The sequence below is a fragment of the Pseudoroseomonas cervicalis genome, from assembly GCF_030818485.1.
Taxonomy (GTDB): Bacteria; Pseudomonadota; Alphaproteobacteria; order Acetobacterales; family Acetobacteraceae; genus Pseudoroseomonas; species Pseudoroseomonas cervicalis_A.
This window is the reverse complement of record NZ_JAUTAJ010000003.1, coordinates 144,185-161,665: the sequence shown is the minus strand read 5'-3', so window position 1 is coordinate 161,665 and position 17,481 is coordinate 144,185. Positions and strand designations below refer to the sequence as shown.

The window sequence follows — 17,481 nt, the reverse complement described above, 5'->3', positions numbered from 1 at the left end:
GCTTCAAGCGTCGCCTGGGTGGAGCAGGATCTTCACGGCGCCCTTGCGGCGCGCGGTCTCAAAGCCGGCGATGCCGTCGGAGAGCGGCATCCGGTGCGTCACCATCTCGGCCAGTTGCGTGCGCGCATCCGGCTCGGCCAGCTGCGCCAGCACGCGCGGCCAGGCGGCGCGGGTGGTGTCATGGGCTGCGCGCAGCTGGTGCTTGTTGCGCACCATGGTGGTCAGCGGCAGTTCCAGCGGCGCCGGATGGATGCCGGTGATCACCAGCACGCCGCTGGAGCGCAACACACTGAGCCCGTCCAGGATGGAGCGCGGCAGGCCGGTGGCCTCGATGACACGGTCCACCTTCTCGCCGAACTGCTTTCGGACCGAATCCTCGAGAGAGATCTCGGCGAGATCCACGCAGTGCGCGATGCCCATGCGGCGGGCGCAATCCAGGCGCAGCGCGTCGTTCAGCCCCGCCAGCAGCACGCGCGCGCCGCGCCGCTGCGCCATCCAGGCGATGCCCAGGCCGATCGGGCCCGGCCCCAGCACCAGCACCGCATCGCCGGGGGTGATGTCGGCCACCTGCACCGCATTGTCGGCGATGCTCAGCGGCTCGGCCAGCGCGCCCAGCTCCACCGGCACGCCGTCGGGCAGGCGGAAGCAGTTGAAGGCGGGCGCGTTCAGCCGGCCCGCGAAACCGCCATCGCAATGCAGGCCGAGGATGCGGCGCGCCTGGCAATCCTGCATCCGGTCCTCGCGGCAGGCGCGGCATTGCCGGCAGCCGATGGTGGGCCAGGCGGTGACGGCATCGCCCAGGGCGAACCCCTCCACGCCCTCGCCCAGCGCGACGACATGCCCGGAAAATTCATGCCCCAGTGTGAAGGGCATGTGGGGTGCCATGAATTCGTAGCCGGGTGTCCATTCATAGGCGTGCAGATCGCTGCCGCAGATGCCGGCGGCGGCGATGCGGATGGCGATCTCGCCCGGGGCCGGCGGCGGCGGCGCCGGGCGCTCCTGAAGGTGCAGCCCCGGCGCGGCCTCGGTCTTGCGCAGCGCCAGCATGTCAGAAGGGCGAGGGGTAGGTGTTGTCGTAGAAGGTCACCGGCGGCCGCGCATCCGGGTCGGTGATGATGTCGATCAGGCTCGGCCCGCTCTGCGCCCAGGCCTCGCGCAGCGCCGCATCCAGCTCGGCGGCGCGCTCCACTCGGATGCCGTGGCAGCCGCAGGCCTTGGCGATGGCCGCGTGGTCCACCGGAAAGAAGTCGCAGGCATCGGTATGCGCGCCGAACAGCGTGTCCTCGGCATGCTTCTGGTAGCCCAGGATCTGGTTGTTCAGCACCAGCACCGGGATGTCGAGGCCGAGGCGCCGCGCCGTCTCCAGCTCCGCCCAGCTATGCGCGAAGCCGCCATCGCCGGCGACGCAGACCACTTTCTTCTCCGGCGCCGCCATCTTCGCGCCGATCGCCAGCGGCAGGCCCCAGCCCAGCCCGGCCAGGCCGCGCGGCGTCAGGAAGCGCATGCCGGGGCGGCGCGCCGTCAGGTAATTGGCGATCCAGATGGAGGAGTAGCTGGCATCCGCCACCACGATGCTCTCGGCGTCGATGATGTCCTCCAGCGCCTGCATCACCCGCTCCGGGCGGATCGGCTCGCGGTCCTGCTCGCGGATGCGGCGGGTGAAATGGCGCCAATCGGCCACACCCTCGGCGATGCGTCGCTCCGTCTCGGGCCGCGCGGCGGCGCGGCTGGCGACACCTTCGGCCAGCAGCGCGCGGTGCAGCGCCTCCAGCGTCAGCTTCGCATCGCCCAGCAGGCGCAGCGCCTCGTAATTGCGGCCGATCTCGCCGCTGTCGATGTCGATCTGGATGTAGCGGGCGTCGCGCGGATAGAGCTTCCAGCTGTCGGTGCCGTTCTGGTTGGTGCGGTTGCCGACCAGCAGCACCACATCGGCCTCCTCCACCATCGGCCGCAGGGCGCGGCCGCGCGCGCCATCGCCCATGAAATAGCCGACGATGCCGAGCGAGAGGGGATGCGTCTCCGCCACCACCCCCTTGCCCATCACCGTGGTGGCCACCGGCAGGTGGCATTCCTCCTGCAGCGCGGCCAGGGCGGCGGCGGCGCCGGAGGCATGCACACCGCCCCCCGCGATCACCAGCGGCGCGCGGGCATTGGCCAGCAGCCGCGCCGCCTCGGCGATGCCGGCGGGGTCGGCGACGCTGCGGTCGAGCGGGAAATGGCCGAGATCGGCGCGGCGGCTCTCCGCATGGCTCGCCGTCTCGGTCAGCAGATCGGCGGGGATGATCAGCGCGACCGGGCCGGGCCGCCCGCCACAGGCCTGGACGAAGGCCAGCTCCACCATCTCCTCGATGCGCGAGGCATGGTCGATGCGCCGCGCCCATTTGGTGCAGCCATCGAACAGCCGCAGATGGTCCAGCTCCTGGAACGCGTTTTTTTCCGTTGTGGTGCGGGCGACGTCCTGGACCAGGGCGATGACCGGGATGGAGGCCTTCAGCGCCTCGGCCAGGGGCGGCACCAGCAGCGTGGCCGCCGGGCCGTTCTGCGCCGCGACCACGCCGACACGGCCCGAGATGCGCGCATAGCCATCGGCCATGGTGCCGCCGGCATTCTCGGCGCGGTAGGTCGCCTGGCGGATGCCGGCCTGCGGGGCGGCGAGGAAAAAGGCGCTGGGGATGCTCTGGCCGAAGACGATCTCGACACCATGGCGCCGGAAGGCGGCGGCCAGGCGCATGGCCACGGACTCGTTCACGCCCGGCCGGGCGTGTACGGCTGTATCCATGTCGGTTTCCTTCCCTGGTCATGACGCTTGTTGTGCGTCATTTGTTATAACAGTGGAGACGTTACGCTCGGGATGTCAACCATGAACACCATGCCGCCGCGCCCGCCCGAGGCGGAGCCCGAATCGGATGCGACCTTCCGCCGCATCTCGCGCGACAGCCTGAGCGAGCGCGCCTATCAGGAGATCCGCGCGGCGCTGATGCTGAGCCGGCTGAAGCCGGGGGAGAAGCTGCTGCTGCGGCCGCTGGCCGCCCGGCTCGGCATCAGCGCGACGCCGGTGCGGGAGGCGCTGCTGCGCCTGGTCTCCGAGCAGGCGCTGCAGATGGATGAGCGCGGCACGGTGGTGGTGCCGCGCATCGACCGCGCCCGCTTCCTCGAGATCCGCGCGCTCCGCTGCACGCTGGAGGGGCAGGCGGGGGCCGCCGCCGCGTCACGGGCGGGGGCGGCCGAGATCGCGCAGCTCGCGGCGGTGCATGAGCGGCTGGTGGAGGCCGAGGCACGGCAGGATTACGCCGCGGCGCTGCAGGCCAATGAGCAGTTCCATTTCGGCCTGTGCCGCCTGGCGGAGATGCCGGTGCTGCTGGGCCTGCTGGAGATTCTCTGGATGCAATGCGGCCCGCTGCTCAGCCAGCTCTATGCCGGCGGGCCGCAGAACCAGCCGCAACACGGCCATCTGCAGGCGCTGGAGGGGCTGCGGCGGCGCGACGGCGCCATGGTGCGCGCGGCGGTGCTGCGCGACATCGAGGAGGGCGGGCGCCCGCTGCTCGATTTTTTTCCGGCCGGCTGAGCCCCGGGCAGGGCCAGGGGAGGGGGGGAGGCGGCGGCGTCGCGCCTCCCCGCCCGGATCAGGCCTTGGCGGCCTTGCGCTTGCTCTTCTTCATCGCCGTGAAGGCGGCGTCGCGCAGCGCCGGCGAGGGCTTGAAGCGCACCGTGGCGCTGGCCTTCACCTGCACCTTCTCGCCGGTGCGGGGGTTCATCGCCGTGCGCTTCGGCGTCTCGCGCACGATGAAGGCGCCGAAATCGGGGATGGTGAAGCGGCCGGTCTTGACGATCTCGGCCTTGATCGCCTCGATGATGTCGCCGGCGAGGGCATTGGCGCCGACGCCGGTGATCTCGATGGAGTTCTGAATGGTGTCAGCCAGGAACTTCTTCGACATGCTCTTGCCTTTCTCGCAATGCGCAACCCAAAGCACAGGCTGCGCCCGGCGTGAAGTCCCGTTTCTGCGTGATCCTGTCGGAAATCGGCTTGAAGCGCCGGTTTGCCGCGCCCACCCTCCCGGCGCCGAAGGGAGACGCCAGCGATGAAGAAGCTGATCAACGACCCGCGCGCCGTGGTGCGGCAGATGCTGGAGGGGCTGGTGGCGCTGGCCCCCGGCCAGGCGCTGCTGGAGGGGGAGGATGTGGTGCTGCGCGTCGACCTGCCGCCCCCGGCGCAGCGCGGCGTCGCCGTGCTGTCGGGCGGCGGCGCGGGGCATGAGCCGGCCCATGCCGGCTATGTCGGCCCCGGCCTGCTGCATGCCGCCATCGCCGGCGATGTCTTCACCTCGCCCAGCACCGATGCCGTGCTGGCGGCGATCCGCGCCGCGGCGGGGCCGGCCGGGGCGCTGCTGGTGGTCAAGAACTACACCGGGGACCGGTTGAATTTCGGCCTGGCCGCCGAGCTGGCCCGCGCCGAGGGCATCCCGGTCGAGATGGTGCTGGTGGCCGATGACGTGGCGCTGCGCGACACCGTGGCGCCGGAGCGCCGCCGCGGCATCGCCGGGACGGTGCTGGTGCACAAGGTGGCCGGCGCCGCCGCCGCGGCCGGCCACAGCCTGGAGGAGGTCGCCGCGGCCGCCCGGGCGGCCGCGGCATCGCTGGGCTCGATGGGGGTCGCGCTCGGCGCCTGCACCGTGCCGGCGGCGGGCCGCCCGGGCTTCGCGATCGAGGCCGACGCGGTGGAGCTCGGCCTCGGCATCCATGGCGAGCAGGGGGTGCGGCGCGCCCCGCTGCAGCCGGCCGATTCGCTGGTGGAGACGCTGCTGGACGCCATCCTCACCGATCTCGGCCTGGCCGAGGGCGCGCGGGTGGCGCTGCTGGTCAACGGGCTGGGCGGCACGCCGCCGATGGAGCTGGCCATCATCGCCCGCGCCGCGCTGGCGGAACTGCGCCGGCGCGGCATCGCGGTGGAGCGTGCCTGGTGCGGCAACTACCTGACCGCCATCGAGATGCCGGGCTGCTCCCTCTCCCTGCTGGTGCTGGACGCGGCGCGGCTGGCGCTGCTGGACGCGCCGGCCAGCGCCCCGGCCTGGATCGGCGATGGCCGCATCCCGGCCGCCGCGCGCATCCTGCCCGCGCCGCCCGGCGAGGCGCCGCCGCCCTCTGCCCCCGGCCCGCTGGCCCCGGCGCTGCGCCAGGCCGTGCAGGCCGCCGCCACGGCGCTGGAGGCGGCGGAGGCCGAGCTGACCGCGCTCGATTCGGCGGCCGGCGATGGCGATCTCGGCATCAGCATGGCGCGCGGCGCGGCCGCCCTGCGCGCCTTGCCGGACAGCGCCTATGCCGGCCCCGCCGCGCTGCTGGAGGCGATGGGCCAGGCGCTGCGCCGGGCGATCGGCGGTTCCTCCGGCCCCTTCTACGCGGTCGCGCTGCTGCGCGCCGCCCGGGCGCTGGAGGGCGTGCCCGCTCCGGGCCCGGGGCAATGGGCCGATGCCTTCGCCCAGGCGGTGCGGGCCGTGGCGGAGCTGGGCGGGGCCCGGGCCGGGGACCGCACCATGCTCGATTCGCTGCTGCCGGCCGCCGAGGCGCTCTCCGCCACGCCGGGCCCGCTGCCGCAGCGCTGGGCGGCGGCGCTGGCGGCGGCGGAGCAGGGGCTTGAGGCCACCGCGCGCATGGCGCCGCGCCAGGGCCGCGCCGCCTATCTGGGGGAGCGCGCCATCGGCCAGCCCGATGCCGGCGCCGCCGCCGTGCTGGTCTGGATGCGGGCGCTGCGCGGCTGAGCCACGGCCCGGCCTGCCGGCCGGGCCCGCGAGACACCATCTGAACGGCGGGAGGCGGTCAACCTTCGGCGGGGCCGGGTCGTTGAAGACGCGGTGGCCCGGCGCGGGTCGCCCGCTCCCGGCCGGATGCCGGGAAGGACAGGACATGCTCCGAAGGATCTGCTGGCTGCTGGGCTGGGTGGCCATGGCGCCCGCCCTGGCGTCGGCGCAAGCGGCGCCGGACACCACGCCGCAAGGCGTGCAGGGCCCTGCCATGCCGCAGGGCGCGGCGGAGCAGGCCGTGCCCCCGGCCGGGCCGGGTGCCGCCGCGCCACAGGACAGCCAGCCCCCCGGCGCGCCTTCGTCGCCGGCCGGTGCCGATGCGGCGCCGGCCGCGCCCGGCGGCGCCGCACCGGATCCTTCGCGGGATCCCGGCCCCCGGCCGGACACGCCGCCCACCGCCGCGCCGCCCGCCGCCGCATTGCCCGGCGCGCCGCCGCCCGAGGCCCCCCCCGCCGCGCCGGAGCCCGATCCGGTGCCGACCGTGCCGCCGCCGGAGGCCGAAGCCCCGGACCCCCGCGCCGCCGGCCAGCCCGCCCCGCCAGGCCCGGCCGCGCCGCCGCAAGGCCATGCTCCCGCCAACGGCCCCGCCGGCGCCGCCCAGGCGCCCGCCCCGGCCGAGGCCGACCCCGTCCCCCAGGCGGCGCGGGAGACCCTGCCGCGCGCCGGCCTGTTCCGTGTGCTGGGCCAGGATGTGCGCGGCTCCAGCAACAATGTCGTGGGCCAGGTGGTCAATGTCCTGGTCGACCAGGAAGGCCGGCCGCGCGTCGCGGTGCTGGATTATGGCGGCTTCCTCGGCGTCGGGCGGCGGCGCATCGCCGTCGCCTGGGCGGCGCTGAATTTCTCGCCCGAGGGCATCCGCCTGGGCCTCGGCCGCGACCAGCTGAGGGCCTTCCCCGAATATCGCGAGGGCGAGGACGTCACCTTCGCCCTGCCGCCGCCGGCCCGGCCGGTCGCGGGCAATCCGGAATAGGAGCGCGGATGGCGTCACGCCGCAGCCAGCGCGGGCTCGATGCGCTCAACTTCTTCGTCGCCGATGTGCAGACCGGCTTCGGGCCCTTCGTCGCCGTCTACCTGACCAGCCAGGCCTGGACCGAGGTGGAGATCGGCTTCGCCCTCAGCCTCGGCACGCTGACGGCGATGCTGAGCCAGGTGCCGGCCGGCGCGCTGGTCGATGCGCTGCGCCAGAAGCGGCGCGCGGCGCTGGCGGCGCTGCTGGCCATCGCGCTCTCCGCCGTGCTGCTGGCCGGCTTCCCCTCCACCCTGCCGGTGCTGGTGGCCGAGGTGCTGCACGGCTTCGCCAGCTGCATCCTGACCCCCTCCATCGCCGCCATCAGCCTGGCGCTGGTCGGCCGCGCGGCGCTGGGCGAGCGGCTGGGGCGCAATGCCCGCTATGCCGCGCTGGGCGGCGCCATCGCCGCCGGGGTGATGGGGCTGGTCGGCACCTATGTCTCGCCCGCCGCGGTGTTCTGGCTGACCGCCGGGCTGACCATCCCGGCCATGGCCTGCCTGGCGATGATCCGCCCCGGGGAACTACACCCGCCCGCCCCCGACCCGCAGCGCAGCGCCCGGCAATCGGGGCTGCTGCAGCTGCTGCGCAACCGCGGCATCCTGATCTTCGCCGCCTGCTGCGTGCTGTTCACCCTGTCCAACGCCGCCATGCTGCCGATGGCCGCCGCCGCCGTCACCCGCAGCGTCGGCGATGAGGCCAGCCTGATCATCGCCGCCTGCCTGGTGGTGCCGCAGCTGGTGGTGGCCGGCATCTCGCCCTGGGTCGGGCGCATGGCGGAGCAGCATGGCCGCCGGCTGGTGCTGGGCGCCGGCTTCCTGGCCCTGCCGCTGCGCGGCCTGCTGCTGGCGCTGGTCGATCACCCCTGGGCGCTGATCCTGGTGCAGGCGCTGGACGGGCTGAGCGCGGCCACGCTCGGCGTCATGCTGCCGCTGCTGGCGGCGGATCTGACGTGCGGCACCAACCGGTTCAATCTCTGCATGGGGCTGTTCGGCCTGGCGGTGGGCATCGGCGGCACGCTGAGCACCAGCCTGGCCGGCCTGGTCGCCACCTGGGCGGGCGGCTCCACCGCCTTCGCCATGCTGGGCGGCATCGGCCTGTGCTGCGCGGCGCTGGCCTTCCTGGCGATGCCGGAGACCAAGGCGCCGCCCGGCGCGCCGCTGCCGCGCGGCCTGCCGGCGCGCTGAGCGCCGGCGGCCGGGCACGGAAAAGGGGCGGCTGCGCGCCGCCCCCGTTCCGCACCCCGGCTGGGGAAGCGGCTATTCCTTCTGGTTCTTCAGGAAATTGCCCAGCTCGCCCGGGCCGGTGGTCTTGTCGCCGGGGCGGGTGGTGTCGGGGTCGCGGGTGGAATGGCCGGTCATCATGCCGGTGAGCTCGCCCAGCCCCATGCCATGCCGGTGCTTCGGATCCTGGGCCGGCTGCGCCGCCCTGTCCTTCTTCGTCTCATCCTGAGCCATGGCTTTGCTCCTTCTGGTTCCGCCGCGTCGCGCGGCGTGCAGGCAGAACGGGCGGGGCGCCGGCGCGGTTGCCGCGGCGAGCCTGGGCGGGGCCGGGCGGGGAATTCACGCGGCGGCATCGGGAATATGCATATTCCATCGTGAATTCTATTGATTGAACGATCCCCTTGTGTTGTTATTCCCGCGTTCACCGGGCGGATCCCGCCCCGCGGAGATTTGAGATGCAGCTTGCACCGCGTCACGAAACGCTAAAGCGCGACTCCTCCCGCTCCGGCGCCTGCCGCGCCGGGGATGGCCAGGTCCTGCGAATGCGGTGTTGTCGGCGCTGAGCGCCGGCCGAACCCCACACCCCATTCCCATCCGGACCATCCGTCCGCAGCCAGGCTGCGGCGAGGAGAGATCATGATCGCATCGCGTCCCGTCGATATCGGCGGCCGTTTCGTCGGCGTCGCCGTGGCCAGCCAGGGCGGCTGGTTCTTCAAGGCCATCGACCCGGTGGTGGACGATCTGGAAGGCGCGCGCTTCCCCAGCCTGGACGAGGCCGAGCGCGTCGCCCGGCTGGTGGTGCAGCGCGCCCAGGACTGGAAGCCCGCCCAGGTCGCCTGACCCCGCGCGCCGCGCGCCCGCCTGCCAGAAAACCATCGACCGCAGCCCGGCCGGCGTCGCATCCTGCATGCGCGCCGGTCACTGCTGCTGTCCTCCGAACAAGCCCCACCAAGGAGAATCCATGCAACGCAGAACCCTGCTGCGGGCGGGCGCCGGCGCGCTGTTCGCCACCCCGTCCCTGGCAGCGCCCGCCCTGGCGCAATCGCCCTGGCCGAATCGCCCGATCCGCATGATCGTGCCCTACACCCCGGGCGCTGCGACCGACGCCATGGCGCGGCTGGCCGCCCAGAAGCTGCAGGAGCAGCTGGGCGTCACCGTGGTGGTGGAGAATCGCAGCGGCGCCAATGGCGCCATCGGCAGCCAGGCGGTGCTGCAGGCGCCGGCCGATGGCTACACCATCCTCGGCTCCGCCTCGATCCACCCGATGGCGAAATACGTCATGAAGGCGGTGCCCTACGACCCGGTCACCGACTTTGTCCCGATCGCCCGCACCGCGCGCGGCCCCTGCGTGCTGGTGCAGGATCGCCGCCTGCCGCAGACGACGCTGGCCGAGACCATCGCGGCGGTGAAGGCGCAGCCCGGCAAATGGTCCTTCGCCACCTCCTCCCTCGGCGCCGCCGGCCATCTCGCCTCGATCGAGTTCAACCGCCTGGCCGGCACCCAGATCGAGATCGTGCCCTATCGCGGCTCCGCCCCGGCGCTGACCGATGTCGCCGCCGGCAATGTGCAGCTGATGTTCGACCCGGTGCTGGCCACCCTGCCGATGATCCGCGGCGGCCAGCTGCGCGGCCTCGGCATCGCGACCGCCGCGCGCACCGATCTGGCGCCGGAGCTGCCGACGCTGGCCGAGGAAGGCCTGCCCGGCTTCACCTTCTATTCCTGGTACGGAATCTGGGCGCCGCGCGGCGTGCCGGAGGAGATCGCGACGCGGCTGAACCAGGCCGTGCTGGCCGGGCTGCACGAGCCCGAGACGGTGCAGCGCCTGGCCGGCCAGGGCTTCGAGCCGGTGCGCGAGAGCATCCCCGAACTCGAAGCCTTCATCCGTGAGGATGTGGCGCGCAACGCCGCCCTGCTGCGTCTGGCGAATTTCGAGCCGCAATGAGCCGCGCGGGGCTTCCCCGCGCCGCCATCCCGTTCCAGCCTGACGATCGTCCGACTCTACTAGGAGTGCCCATGCCGATTTCCGCCGCCGCGCCCGTCGACCCCGCCGATCATGCCCGGGTGCAGGACTGGTTCCGCGAACTCTCCGACCATGTGCAGGCCGTCGACTTCGCCGCCGCCCGCCATCTCTTCGCCGAGGACTTCCTGGCCTTCGGCACCTTCTCCGACTTCGTCTATGGCCGCGACCATGCCGAGGCCAATCAGTGGCGCAAGGTCTGGTCGACCATCGACGGCTTCGTCTGGCGGCTCGACGAGGTGAAGTCGCTGGTCTCGCCCGACCGTCTCTTCGCCGTGGGGCTGGCCATCTGGGATTCCACCGGCTACCTGCCGGATGGCACCGCCTTCGACCGGCGCGGGCGGGCCACCGTCTCCTTCGCGCGTGAGGCGACGGACCAGCCCTGGATCGCGACCCACACGCACATGTCGCTGTTCCGCGGCACGCCGGATGTCTCGCACGGCAACAAGCCGGCGAAGAGCTGAGCGCGCGGCGCGGACGCGTCGCGCCGCTCTCGGAAAGGAGCGACGATGCGTCCCGCTAGCCTCGCCATCCATGCCGCCGCGGCACCGCGTGTGCCCGGCGCGCCGGTGACCCCGCCCCTCGTCACTGCCACCAGCTTCCACACCGATCCCGACGCCATCGGCTTTTCCGCCAACGATCTCGATGCCGCGGCGCCGATGTTCTACACGCGCTGGGGCAACCCGACCGTCGCGCAGCTCGAGGCGCGGCTGGCCGCGCTCGAAGGCGGCGAGGCGGCGCTCGGTTTCGCCAGTGGCATGGCGGCGCTGTCCGGCCTGTTCCTGAACCGCCTCTCGCCCGGCGACCATCTGCTGCTCAGCGATGTCTGCTACGCCGGCATCGCCGAATTCGCGCAGGACACGCTGGCGCGCTACGGCGTGGCGGTCTCCACCGTCGACATGTCGGATACCGATGCCGTCGCCGCCGCAATCCGGCCGCGGACGCGCCTGCTGCATGTCGAGACGCCGGCCAACCCGATCCTGAAGCTGGCCGATATCGCGGCGCTGGCGCGGCTGGCGCGCGCCGCCGGGGCGGAGCTGTCGGTCGATTCCACCCTGGCGACGCCCATCGCCACCCAGCCTTTGGCCCTCGGCGCCGATTGGGTGGTGCATTCGCTGACCAAATACGCCTGCGGCCATGGCGACGCGCTGGGCGGCGCGGTGATCGGCCGCGCCGGGGGCATCGCCGGGCTGCGCAAGGAGGCGGTGATCCATCTCGGCGGCGCCATGAACCCCTTCGCCGCCTGGCTGATCCTGCGCGGTCTGGAAACCCTGCCGCTGCGCATGGAACGCCACGCGGCCAATGCGCGCGCCATCGCCGAATTCCTGGAAAGCCATCCGCGCATCGGGCGGATCTATTGGCCGGGCCTTGCCAGCCACCCGCAGCACGAGCTGGCGCGGCGGCAGATGAACAACTTCTCCGGCATGGTCAGCTTCTCGGCCGCCGACGACAAGGCACTGGCCCGCCAGCTGGCGCAGCGGCTGACGCTCTGGACCTACGCCGTCTCCCTCGGCAAGACCCACAGCCTGCTCTTCCACATCCCGAGCGAGGATGTGCTGCACAGCTCCTTCCGGCTGGAAGGGCGCGCGGCGGAGGCCTATCGGGACTGGACGGGGGAGGGGACCTTCCGCCTCTCCGTCGGGCTCGAGGACCCGGCCGATCTCATCGAGGATCTGGCGAAAGCGCTGGACGACAGATAAAAAAAGTCCGGGGGAAGGAATTCCCCCGGACCCCCATCTTTTTTCTGTCAGTTCAGGACAGGGCCTGTTTCAGGGCGGCGCTGACCTCGCGGCGGGCCGCGTTCGCCTTGGACAGCAGCGCCGTCTGGCCGATGAAGCCATGCGGCACGCCCTCATACACCGTCAGGCTGTGCGGCGCGCCGGCCTGCTTCAGCGCCGCCGCCAGATCCAGCGTGTCGTCCAGCAGCGGGTCCAGTGCCGCCGCCAGCAGCAGCAGCTTCGGCAGGCCCGTGACATCGCCATGCAGGGGCGCCACGGCGGGGTTCTGCAGCAGCGCCGGCTCCGGCGCATAGCGCGACCAGAACCACTCGAGCCGCGCCGTCGACAGGCCGAACCGCCCATCGCCGCGCTCGCGATGCGAGGGCGTGTCGAGCCGCCCCGACAGCATGCCATAGATGATGACGCCGAGCTTCGGCAGCACCTCGCCCGCCCCGCGTAGATGCATCAGCGCGCTGAGGGCGAGATTGCCGCCGGCGGAATCGCCGCCCACCGCGATGCGTGTGCCATCCACGCCCTCCGCCGCCGCGCCGTCGCGCAGCCAGCGCAGCGCCGCCATCACCTGGTGCAGCGCGGCGGGGAAGGGGTGCTCCGGCGCCAGCGCGTATTCCAGCCCGACCACCAGATAGCCGGTCTCGTCGGCGATCTCGCGCTTCCAGCGATCCAGGCTGTCCAGCGTGCCGACCGCCATGCCGCCGCCATGGATGTGCAGATAGGTGGGCAGCGGCCCGGCAGCCGCCGAGCGCGGGCGGTAGAACCGCAGCCGCAGCGGCGGCGTGGTGCCCTCCAGCACCGTCTCGCGGATCTCGGCCATCTCGGGCCCGCCGGCATTGAGATGCGCCTGGTAGCGGCGATTCATCTCGCGCGCCGCCCCGATCTCATGGGTCAGCACATCGCCGATGGCGACGCCCGCTTCGCGCAGCCGCGCCTGGGCATCGGTCACCTCGCTGTCGGGCAGCAGGGGCGGAGGGGTCATGACGGCACTCCAGACTTGCAATCCGCCTCAGACTGCCGCCGATCCGTCCGCGGCGAAAGCCGTGTCCCACGGAAACGGCTCGCGGATGCGCTCGGCCAGGTATTCGATCAGCGTGCGGGTCTTCAGCGGCAGCGCCTGGGTCGGCGGATAGACCAGCTGGATATTGTCCGGCTCCGGCACCCAGCCGGGGATGTCCAGCTCCACCAGCCGCCCCTCGCGCAGCGGCGCCGCCATCAGGAAACGCGGCAGCACCACCAGCCCGATGCCGGCGCAGGCGGCCTCCAGCAGCGCCTCGCCGCTGTTGGCCGTCAGCCGGCCGCGCAGCACCAGCGAGCGCGGCGCCCCGCCATCGCCGGGCACGAAGCGCCAGAGATGCCCGGCCGCGGCATTGGCGTAGCCCAGGCAGGAATGCGCCGCCAGCGCCTCCAGGCTGCGCGGCCTGCCATGCCGCGCGGCGTAATCCGCGCTGCAGCACAGCACCCGCCGGCTGAGGCCGAGCCGCCTGGCCCTGAGCGACGAATCCGCCAGCCGCCCGATGCGCAGGCCGAGATCATAGGCCCCCGCCTGCAGGTCGACATGCCGGTCGTCCAGATCCAGCACCACCTCGATCTCCGGATAGGCGCGCATGAAGCCGGCGATCAGCGGCCCCAGATGCCGCGTGCCGAAGCTCAGCGGCGCCGCCAGCCGCAGCTGCCCCGACAGCTTGCCGGAGCGCGCCATCACCTCATCCGCCACGGTGTCGAGCTGCGCCAGCAGGGCGCGCGCCCGCTCGGCCAGCAGCGCGCCGGCCTCGGTCGGTGCCACATGGCGCCGGGCGCGGTTCAGCAGCTGGGTGGAGAGCTGCGCCTCCAGCTGCGCCACCCGCTTGCTGACCACGGATTTCGCCAGGCCCAGCCTTGCCGCGGCGGCGGTGACGCTGCCGCTGTCCACCACCTGCAGGAAGGTCGCCAGCGCATCGACATCGGGGCGCATCGTTCGTGTTCCGCGAACATGAAGTTTCCGAACCCACGCTTGCCGGAAACGCCCGGCGACCGCAACTCTCTCCCCGAAGCAACCGGCCCATCCTGCCGGGCCAGCCCAGCGAAGGAGCGTCGCATGAGCAAGATCCTGGTCCTCTACTATTCCAGCTATGGCCATATCGAGACCATGGCGAAGGCGGTGGCCGAGGGCGCCCGCCAGGTCGCCGGCAGCGAGGTGGTGATCAAGCGCGTGCCGGAGACGGCGCCGCTCGAGGTCGCCAAATCGGCGTATTTCAAGCTGGACCAGGAGGCGCCCATCGCCACGGTGGCCGAGCTGGCCGAGTATGACGCCATCATCTTCGGCACGCCGACGCGCTTCGGCCGCATGGCCTCGCAGATGGCCTCCTTCCTCGACCAGGCCGGCGGGCTGTGGTTCCAGGACAAGCTGGTGGGCAAGGTGGGCTCGGTCTTCACCTCCACCGCCTCGCAGCATGGCGGGCAGGAGACGACGATCATCTCCACCCTGGTCAATCTGCTGCATTTCGGCATGACCATCGTCGGCCTGCCCTATACCGAGAAGCGCCAGCTCGACATCACCACGGTCAATGGCGGCACGCCCTATGGCGCCAGCACCATCGCCGCCGGCGATGGCTCCCGCCAGCCTTCCGAGGCCGAGCTGGAAATGGCCAAGAGCCAGGGCCGCCATGTGGCCGAGGTGACCGCCGCCCTGCTGCGCGGCCGCGCCTGAGGCACGCCTCGCGGGGTGCCACAGGCACCCCGCGCCCCCGCCGGCCGACGACCCCCCTGGAAGGAGCGACCGCCATGCAGCTGCACGGCATCCACCACCTGACCGCCGTCTCGGCCGATGCCCGGGGCAACCATGATTTCTACACCCGCGTGATGGGCATGCGGCTGGTGAAGAAGACCGTCAACCAGGACGACACCAGCGCCTATCACCTGTTCTACGCCGATGGCGAAGCCAGCCCCGGCACCGATCTGACCTTCTTCGACTGGCCGGTGGAGCGCGAGCGGCGCGGCACCAACAGCGTCACCCGCACCGGGCTGCGCGTGGCCGGCGAGGCGGCCCTGCGCCACTGGGCCGAGCGCCTCTCGGCCGAGGGCGTCAAGGCGGGCGCCATCGAGCGTGTCGATGGCCGGCTGCAGCTGGAATTCGAGGATCCGGAGGGCCAGCGCCTGGCGCTGGTCGATGATGAGGGCCGTGGCGTCGCCCATCCCTGGGCGAAGAGCCCCGTGGCAGCAGAGATGCAGATCCGCGGCCTCGGCCCCATCACCATGAGCGTGCCCGATCTCCGCCGCAGCGACGCCTTCGCGACCGAGGTGATGGCGATGCGCCGCGCCCGCAGCTACGAGGCCGCAGGCGGCGTGCCCGTGCAGGTCTATGAGATGGGCGAGGGCGGCCCGGCCGCCGAGCTGCATATGCGGCAGGAACCGAAGCTCGCCGCCGCCCGGCCCGGCGCCGGCGGGGTGCACCATGTCGCCTTCCGCATCCCGGACGCGGATTACGGCGCCTGGGTGGACCGGCTGAACCGCTTCGGCCTGCGCAGCAGCGGGCCGGTGGACCGCTTCTATTTCCGCAGCCTCTACATCCGCGAGCCGGGCGGCATCCTCTACGAGATCGCGACCGATGGCCCCGGCTTCGACGCCGACGAGCCGAAGGAGAGCCTGGGCGAGCGCCTGGCCCTGCCGCCCTTCCTCGAGCCGCGCCGCGCCGAGATCGAGCGGGGGCTGAAGCCGCTCTGAGCGTCGCTCAGCCTGGCGCGAAACGGTCGCGCCAGGCGGGCTGCGCGCCGGGCCAGGGCAGGGCGGTCGCCTCATACACCCCGCGCGCGATCGCCCGCGCCATGACGATGCCGGCCAGATGCCCGAGCTCCGTCAGGTCGGCGCCCGGCTTCTCCCCCGTGGCGGCGGCGAAGATGGTGTCGCCATCATTCGGCGCATGGGCAGGAAAGATGGCGCGGGCCAGCCCGTCATCGGCCATGCGCGCCAGGCGCTGCGCCTGCCCCTTGCCCAGCACCGCATCGGTGACCACCAGCCCGATGGTGGTCGCCGTGCCGCGCCCGCCCTTGCAGCGCAGCGCCAGATCGGATTCGTCACAGCGCGACTTCGCGCCGAGCCCGCCGAACTCCGCCCCGCGCTCGAAGGGCGCCGCCCAGAAATGCGGCCCGTCCCCCACCAGCGGCGAGCCCACCGCATTCACCGCGACGATGGCGGCGACGATGTGCCCGCTCTCCGTCATGGCGCTGGCCGAGCCCAGCCCGCCCTTCACGGTCGCCGTGGTGGCACCCGTTCCGGCGCCGACCGTGCCGAGGGCGAAAGGCCCGGGCTTCGCCGCCATGGCCGCCGCATAGCCGAGGTCGCGATAGGGCGGGAAGCGGCCCCAATCCTTGTTTCCGCCATTCAGCAGGTCGAACAGGATGGCCTGCGGCGCCAGCGGGATGGTGATGCCGGCGAAGACCTGGCCGCGCCCGGCCTCGCGCAGCGCCGCCTGCACCCCGCCCCCGGCATCGAGGCCGAAGGTCGAGCCGCCCGACAGCACGATGCCATCCACCACCTCCACCGTTGCCGAGGGATCGAGCAGCGCGGTGTCGCGCGAGCCCGGCGCGCCGCCGCCGATCACCACCGAGGCCACGGCCGGCCGGTCGAACAGGATGGCGGTGACGCCGGAGCCGAGGCCGAGCTCGGTCGCATGGCCCACGGTGACGCCGGCGATGTCGGTCAGCAGGTTCAGGGATGCGCTCATGCCGCCATGATGCCGCGCCCCGGCACCCTGTCCAGCCTGGCGCTCGTCTCGGCGCCGTATCGTGGTCCGGCGCTTGCTTGGCGATACGGGCCGACAAAGCCTCTCCCGCGGACGTGATGCGCTCTCGACGCGCCGACCGACAGCGGGCAGGTTGTCGCCGGAGGTTGCCCGAATGACACTGCCCGATCCCCGTCGCCTGCTGTTCCTCGGCGCCGTCGCCCTGGCCTTCCTGCTGATGCTGGCGCCGGTGGTGATGGTGATGGTGATCAGCGTCTTCCGGCAGGAGATCGTCAGCTTCCCGCCGCCGGGCTTCACCCTGGAATGGTATGTCAATGCCTGGGCGCGGCAGGAATTCGCCCGCGGCTTCATGACCAGCCTGCAGGTGGCGCTGCTGGCGACGCTGATCGGCGTGCCCTGCGGCACCGCCGCCGCGCTGGCGCTGCACCGCTCCGGCATCCGGGGCAAGGGCTTCTGGAACACGCTGCTGCTGGGGCCGCTCGCCGTGCCCGGCGTGGTCGCCGGCACCGCCCTCTACATGTTCTATCTGCGCGCCGAATTCTGGATCGACCAGGACATCACCGCGACGCTGCAGGGGCTGGTCGCCGCGCATGTGCTGCTGACCATTCCCTGGACGGTGCGGCTGGTCTCGGCCAGCCTGCAGGGGCTGGACCGGCAGGCGGAGGAGGCGGCGGCCAATCTCGGCGCCCGGCCCTTCACCGTCTTCCGCCGCGTGACGCTGCCGATGCTGCGGCCGGGCATCGTCGCCGCCGCCCTGTTCTCCTTCATCCAGAGCTTCGAGAATCTGGAACTGACCCTGCTGCTGGTGGGCCCGGGCCGCACCACCCTGCCGGTCGCCATGCTCAGCTATCTGGAATTCCGCATCGATCCGACGCTGGCCGCCGTGGCCACCGTGCAGATCCTGCTGGTGGGCGGGCTGATGCTGCTGACCGACCGCTTCGTGAAACTGTCGAGGATCGTGTGACGAGACCGCGCCACGCCGGAGGAGAT

The 17,481-nt window shown here is 72.5% G+C and carries 18 protein-coding genes; 11 read left to right on the top strand and 7 right to left on the bottom strand.

What is annotated here, in order from left to right; all coding sequences use genetic code 11:
- Positions 1-3 precede the first annotated feature (3 nt).
- Positions 4-1,047: a zinc-dependent alcohol dehydrogenase gene (locus tag QE401_RS03465; RefSeq protein WP_307136871.1), complete on the bottom strand. Its 1,044-nt coding sequence runs from the start codon at positions 1,045-1,047 to the stop codon at positions 4-6.
- 1 nt (position 1,048) lies between these two features.
- Entirely contained in the window at positions 1,049-2,779 is a 1,731-nt protein-coding gene (locus tag QE401_RS03460) for an acetolactate synthase catalytic subunit (RefSeq protein WP_307136870.1), read from the bottom strand.
- Between the two features lie 81 nt (positions 2,780-2,860).
- Here QE401_RS03460 and QE401_RS03455 point away from each other — a divergent pair, with 81 nt between their 5' ends.
- Complete coding sequence (locus tag QE401_RS03455) at positions 2,861-3,565, top strand: GntR family transcriptional regulator (RefSeq protein WP_307136869.1); 705 nt, start codon at positions 2,861-2,863, stop codon at positions 3,563-3,565.
- Between the two features lie 58 nt (positions 3,566-3,623).
- On the opposite strand, the gene QE401_RS03450 is transcribed toward QE401_RS03455, so the two are convergent.
- Positions 3,624-3,935 carry an HU family DNA-binding protein gene (locus tag QE401_RS03450; protein ID WP_307136868.1) on the bottom strand — a complete coding sequence of 104 codons (312 nt, stop codon included), beginning with the start codon at positions 3,933-3,935 and terminating at the stop codon, positions 3,624-3,626.
- Positions 3,936-4,079: 144 nt separating this feature from the next.
- On the opposite strand from QE401_RS03450, the gene QE401_RS03445 reads away from it, so the two are divergent.
- The 3 genes from QE401_RS03445 to QE401_RS03435 all read left to right on the top strand — a co-directional run bounded on the left by QE401_RS03445 (position 4,080) and on the right by QE401_RS03435 (position 7,988).
- The gene (locus tag QE401_RS03445) at positions 4,080-5,753 is read left to right on the top strand and encodes a dihydroxyacetone kinase family protein (RefSeq protein ID WP_307136867.1); all 1,674 of its coding nucleotides are present in this window, start codon (positions 4,080-4,082) and stop codon (positions 5,751-5,753) included.
- 145 nt (positions 5,754-5,898) lie between these two features.
- Positions 5,899-6,765 (top strand): PRC-barrel domain-containing protein, encoded by an 867-nt coding sequence (locus QE401_RS03440; RefSeq protein WP_307136866.1) that lies wholly within the window; start codon positions 5,899-5,901, stop codon positions 6,763-6,765.
- Positions 6,766-6,773: 8 nt separating this feature from the next.
- Positions 6,774-7,988: an MFS transporter gene (locus QE401_RS03435; RefSeq protein ID WP_307136865.1), complete on the top strand. Its 1,215-nt coding sequence runs from the start codon at positions 6,774-6,776 to the stop codon at positions 7,986-7,988.
- 72 nt (positions 7,989-8,060) lie between these two features.
- On the opposite strand, the gene QE401_RS03430 is transcribed toward QE401_RS03435, so the two are convergent.
- Positions 8,061-8,258, bottom strand: a complete 198-nt coding sequence (locus QE401_RS03430) for a hypothetical protein (RefSeq protein WP_307136864.1) — start codon at positions 8,256-8,258, stop codon at positions 8,061-8,063.
- Positions 8,259-8,660: 402 nt separating this feature from the next.
- On the opposite strand from QE401_RS03430, the gene QE401_RS03425 reads away from it, so the two are divergent.
- The 4 genes from QE401_RS03425 (at position 8,661) to QE401_RS03410 (ending at position 11,741) form a co-directional block, all read left to right on the top strand.
- On the top strand, positions 8,661-8,864 hold the full coding sequence (locus tag QE401_RS03425) for a hypothetical protein (protein WP_307136863.1): 204 nt from the start codon (positions 8,661-8,663) through the stop codon (positions 8,862-8,864).
- A gap of 121 nt (positions 8,865-8,985) precedes the next feature.
- Entirely contained in the window at positions 8,986-9,966 is a 981-nt protein-coding gene (locus QE401_RS03420) for a Bug family tripartite tricarboxylate transporter substrate binding protein (protein WP_307136862.1), read from the top strand.
- Between the two features lie 71 nt (positions 9,967-10,037).
- Positions 10,038-10,505 carry a YybH family protein gene (locus QE401_RS03415; RefSeq protein WP_307136861.1) on the top strand — a complete coding sequence of 156 codons (468 nt, stop codon included), beginning with the start codon at positions 10,038-10,040 and terminating at the stop codon, positions 10,503-10,505.
- Positions 10,506-10,550: 45 nt separating this feature from the next.
- A complete protein-coding gene (locus tag QE401_RS03410) occupies positions 10,551-11,741 on the top strand; it encodes a trans-sulfuration enzyme family protein (RefSeq protein WP_307136860.1) in 1,191 nt (396 codons plus the stop codon).
- 52 nt (positions 11,742-11,793) lie between these two features.
- Here QE401_RS03410 and QE401_RS03405 read toward each other — a convergent pair whose 3' ends face one another.
- Entirely contained in the window at positions 11,794-12,753 is a 960-nt protein-coding gene (locus tag QE401_RS03405) for an alpha/beta hydrolase fold domain-containing protein (protein ID WP_307136859.1), read from the bottom strand.
- A gap of 27 nt (positions 12,754-12,780) precedes the next feature.
- Positions 12,781-13,725 (bottom strand): LysR family transcriptional regulator, encoded by a 945-nt coding sequence (locus QE401_RS03400; protein WP_307136858.1) that lies wholly within the window; start codon positions 13,723-13,725, stop codon positions 12,781-12,783.
- A 123-nt stretch (positions 13,726-13,848) separates the two neighbouring features.
- Between QE401_RS03400 and wrbA the strand changes: the two genes are divergently transcribed.
- Together wrbA and QE401_RS03390 are read left to right on the top strand one after the other, a co-directional pair.
- Positions 13,849-14,460 carry an NAD(P)H:quinone oxidoreductase gene (gene wrbA / locus QE401_RS03395; RefSeq protein ID WP_307136857.1) on the top strand — a complete coding sequence of 204 codons (612 nt, stop codon included), beginning with the start codon at positions 13,849-13,851 and terminating at the stop codon, positions 14,458-14,460.
- Positions 14,461-14,534: 74 nt separating this feature from the next.
- Positions 14,535-15,473 carry a ring-cleaving dioxygenase gene (locus QE401_RS03390; protein WP_307136856.1) on the top strand — a complete coding sequence of 313 codons (939 nt, stop codon included), beginning with the start codon at positions 14,535-14,537 and terminating at the stop codon, positions 15,471-15,473.
- Positions 15,474-15,480: 7 nt separating this feature from the next.
- Here the strand turns inward: QE401_RS03390 and QE401_RS03385 are convergent, their stop codons facing one another.
- On the bottom strand, positions 15,481-16,473 hold the full coding sequence (locus QE401_RS03385; protein ID WP_307136855.1) for a P1 family peptidase: 993 nt from the start codon (positions 16,471-16,473) through the stop codon (positions 15,481-15,483).
- 172 nt (positions 16,474-16,645) lie between these two features.
- On the opposite strand from QE401_RS03385, the gene QE401_RS03380 reads away from it, so the two are divergent.
- Complete coding sequence (locus tag QE401_RS03380; RefSeq protein ID WP_307136854.1) at positions 16,646-17,455, top strand: ABC transporter permease; 810 nt, start codon at positions 16,646-16,648, stop codon at positions 17,453-17,455.
- The last annotated feature ends 26 nt before the right edge of the window (positions 17,456-17,481 follow it).

What these genes read in the sequence shown, in the direction of transcription:
- QE401_RS03465 (WP_307136871.1), bottom strand. Translation starts at nt 1,047, where the DNA reads ATGCTGGCGCTGCGCAAGACCGAGGCCGCGCCGGGGCTGCACCTTCAG.
- QE401_RS03460 (WP_307136870.1), bottom strand. Translation starts at nt 2,779, where the DNA reads ATGGATACAGCCGTACACGCCCGGCCGGGCGTGAACGAGTCCGTGGCC.
- QE401_RS03455 (WP_307136869.1), top strand. Translation starts at nt 2,861, where the DNA reads ATGAACACCATGCCGCCGCGCCCGCCCGAGGCGGAGCCCGAATCGGAT.
- QE401_RS03450 (WP_307136868.1), bottom strand. Translation starts at nt 3,935, where the DNA reads ATGTCGAAGAAGTTCCTGGCTGACACCATTCAGAACTCCATCGAGATC.
- QE401_RS03445 (WP_307136867.1), top strand. Translation starts at nt 4,080, where the DNA reads ATGAAGAAGCTGATCAACGACCCGCGCGCCGTGGTGCGGCAGATGCTG.
- QE401_RS03440 (WP_307136866.1), top strand. Translation starts at nt 5,899, where the DNA reads ATGCTCCGAAGGATCTGCTGGCTGCTGGGCTGGGTGGCCATGGCGCCC.
- QE401_RS03435 (WP_307136865.1), top strand. Translation starts at nt 6,774, where the DNA reads ATGGCGTCACGCCGCAGCCAGCGCGGGCTCGATGCGCTCAACTTCTTC.
- QE401_RS03430 (WP_307136864.1), bottom strand. Translation starts at nt 8,258, where the DNA reads ATGGCTCAGGATGAGACGAAGAAGGACAGGGCGGCGCAGCCGGCCCAG.
- QE401_RS03425 (WP_307136863.1), top strand. Translation starts at nt 8,661, where the DNA reads ATGATCGCATCGCGTCCCGTCGATATCGGCGGCCGTTTCGTCGGCGTC.
- QE401_RS03420 (WP_307136862.1), top strand. Translation starts at nt 8,986, where the DNA reads ATGCAACGCAGAACCCTGCTGCGGGCGGGCGCCGGCGCGCTGTTCGCC.
- QE401_RS03415 (WP_307136861.1), top strand. Translation starts at nt 10,038, where the DNA reads ATGCCGATTTCCGCCGCCGCGCCCGTCGACCCCGCCGATCATGCCCGG.
- QE401_RS03410 (WP_307136860.1), top strand. Translation starts at nt 10,551, where the DNA reads ATGCGTCCCGCTAGCCTCGCCATCCATGCCGCCGCGGCACCGCGTGTG.
- QE401_RS03405 (WP_307136859.1), bottom strand. Translation starts at nt 12,753, where the DNA reads ATGACCCCTCCGCCCCTGCTGCCCGACAGCGAGGTGACCGATGCCCAG.
- QE401_RS03400 (WP_307136858.1), bottom strand. Translation starts at nt 13,725, where the DNA reads ATGCGCCCCGATGTCGATGCGCTGGCGACCTTCCTGCAGGTGGTGGAC.
- wrbA (WP_307136857.1), top strand. Translation starts at nt 13,849, where the DNA reads ATGAGCAAGATCCTGGTCCTCTACTATTCCAGCTATGGCCATATCGAG.
- QE401_RS03390 (WP_307136856.1), top strand. Translation starts at nt 14,535, where the DNA reads ATGCAGCTGCACGGCATCCACCACCTGACCGCCGTCTCGGCCGATGCC.
- QE401_RS03385 (WP_307136855.1), bottom strand. Translation starts at nt 16,473, where the DNA reads ATGAGCGCATCCCTGAACCTGCTGACCGACATCGCCGGCGTCACCGTG.
- QE401_RS03380 (WP_307136854.1), top strand. Translation starts at nt 16,646, where the DNA reads ATGACACTGCCCGATCCCCGTCGCCTGCTGTTCCTCGGCGCCGTCGCC.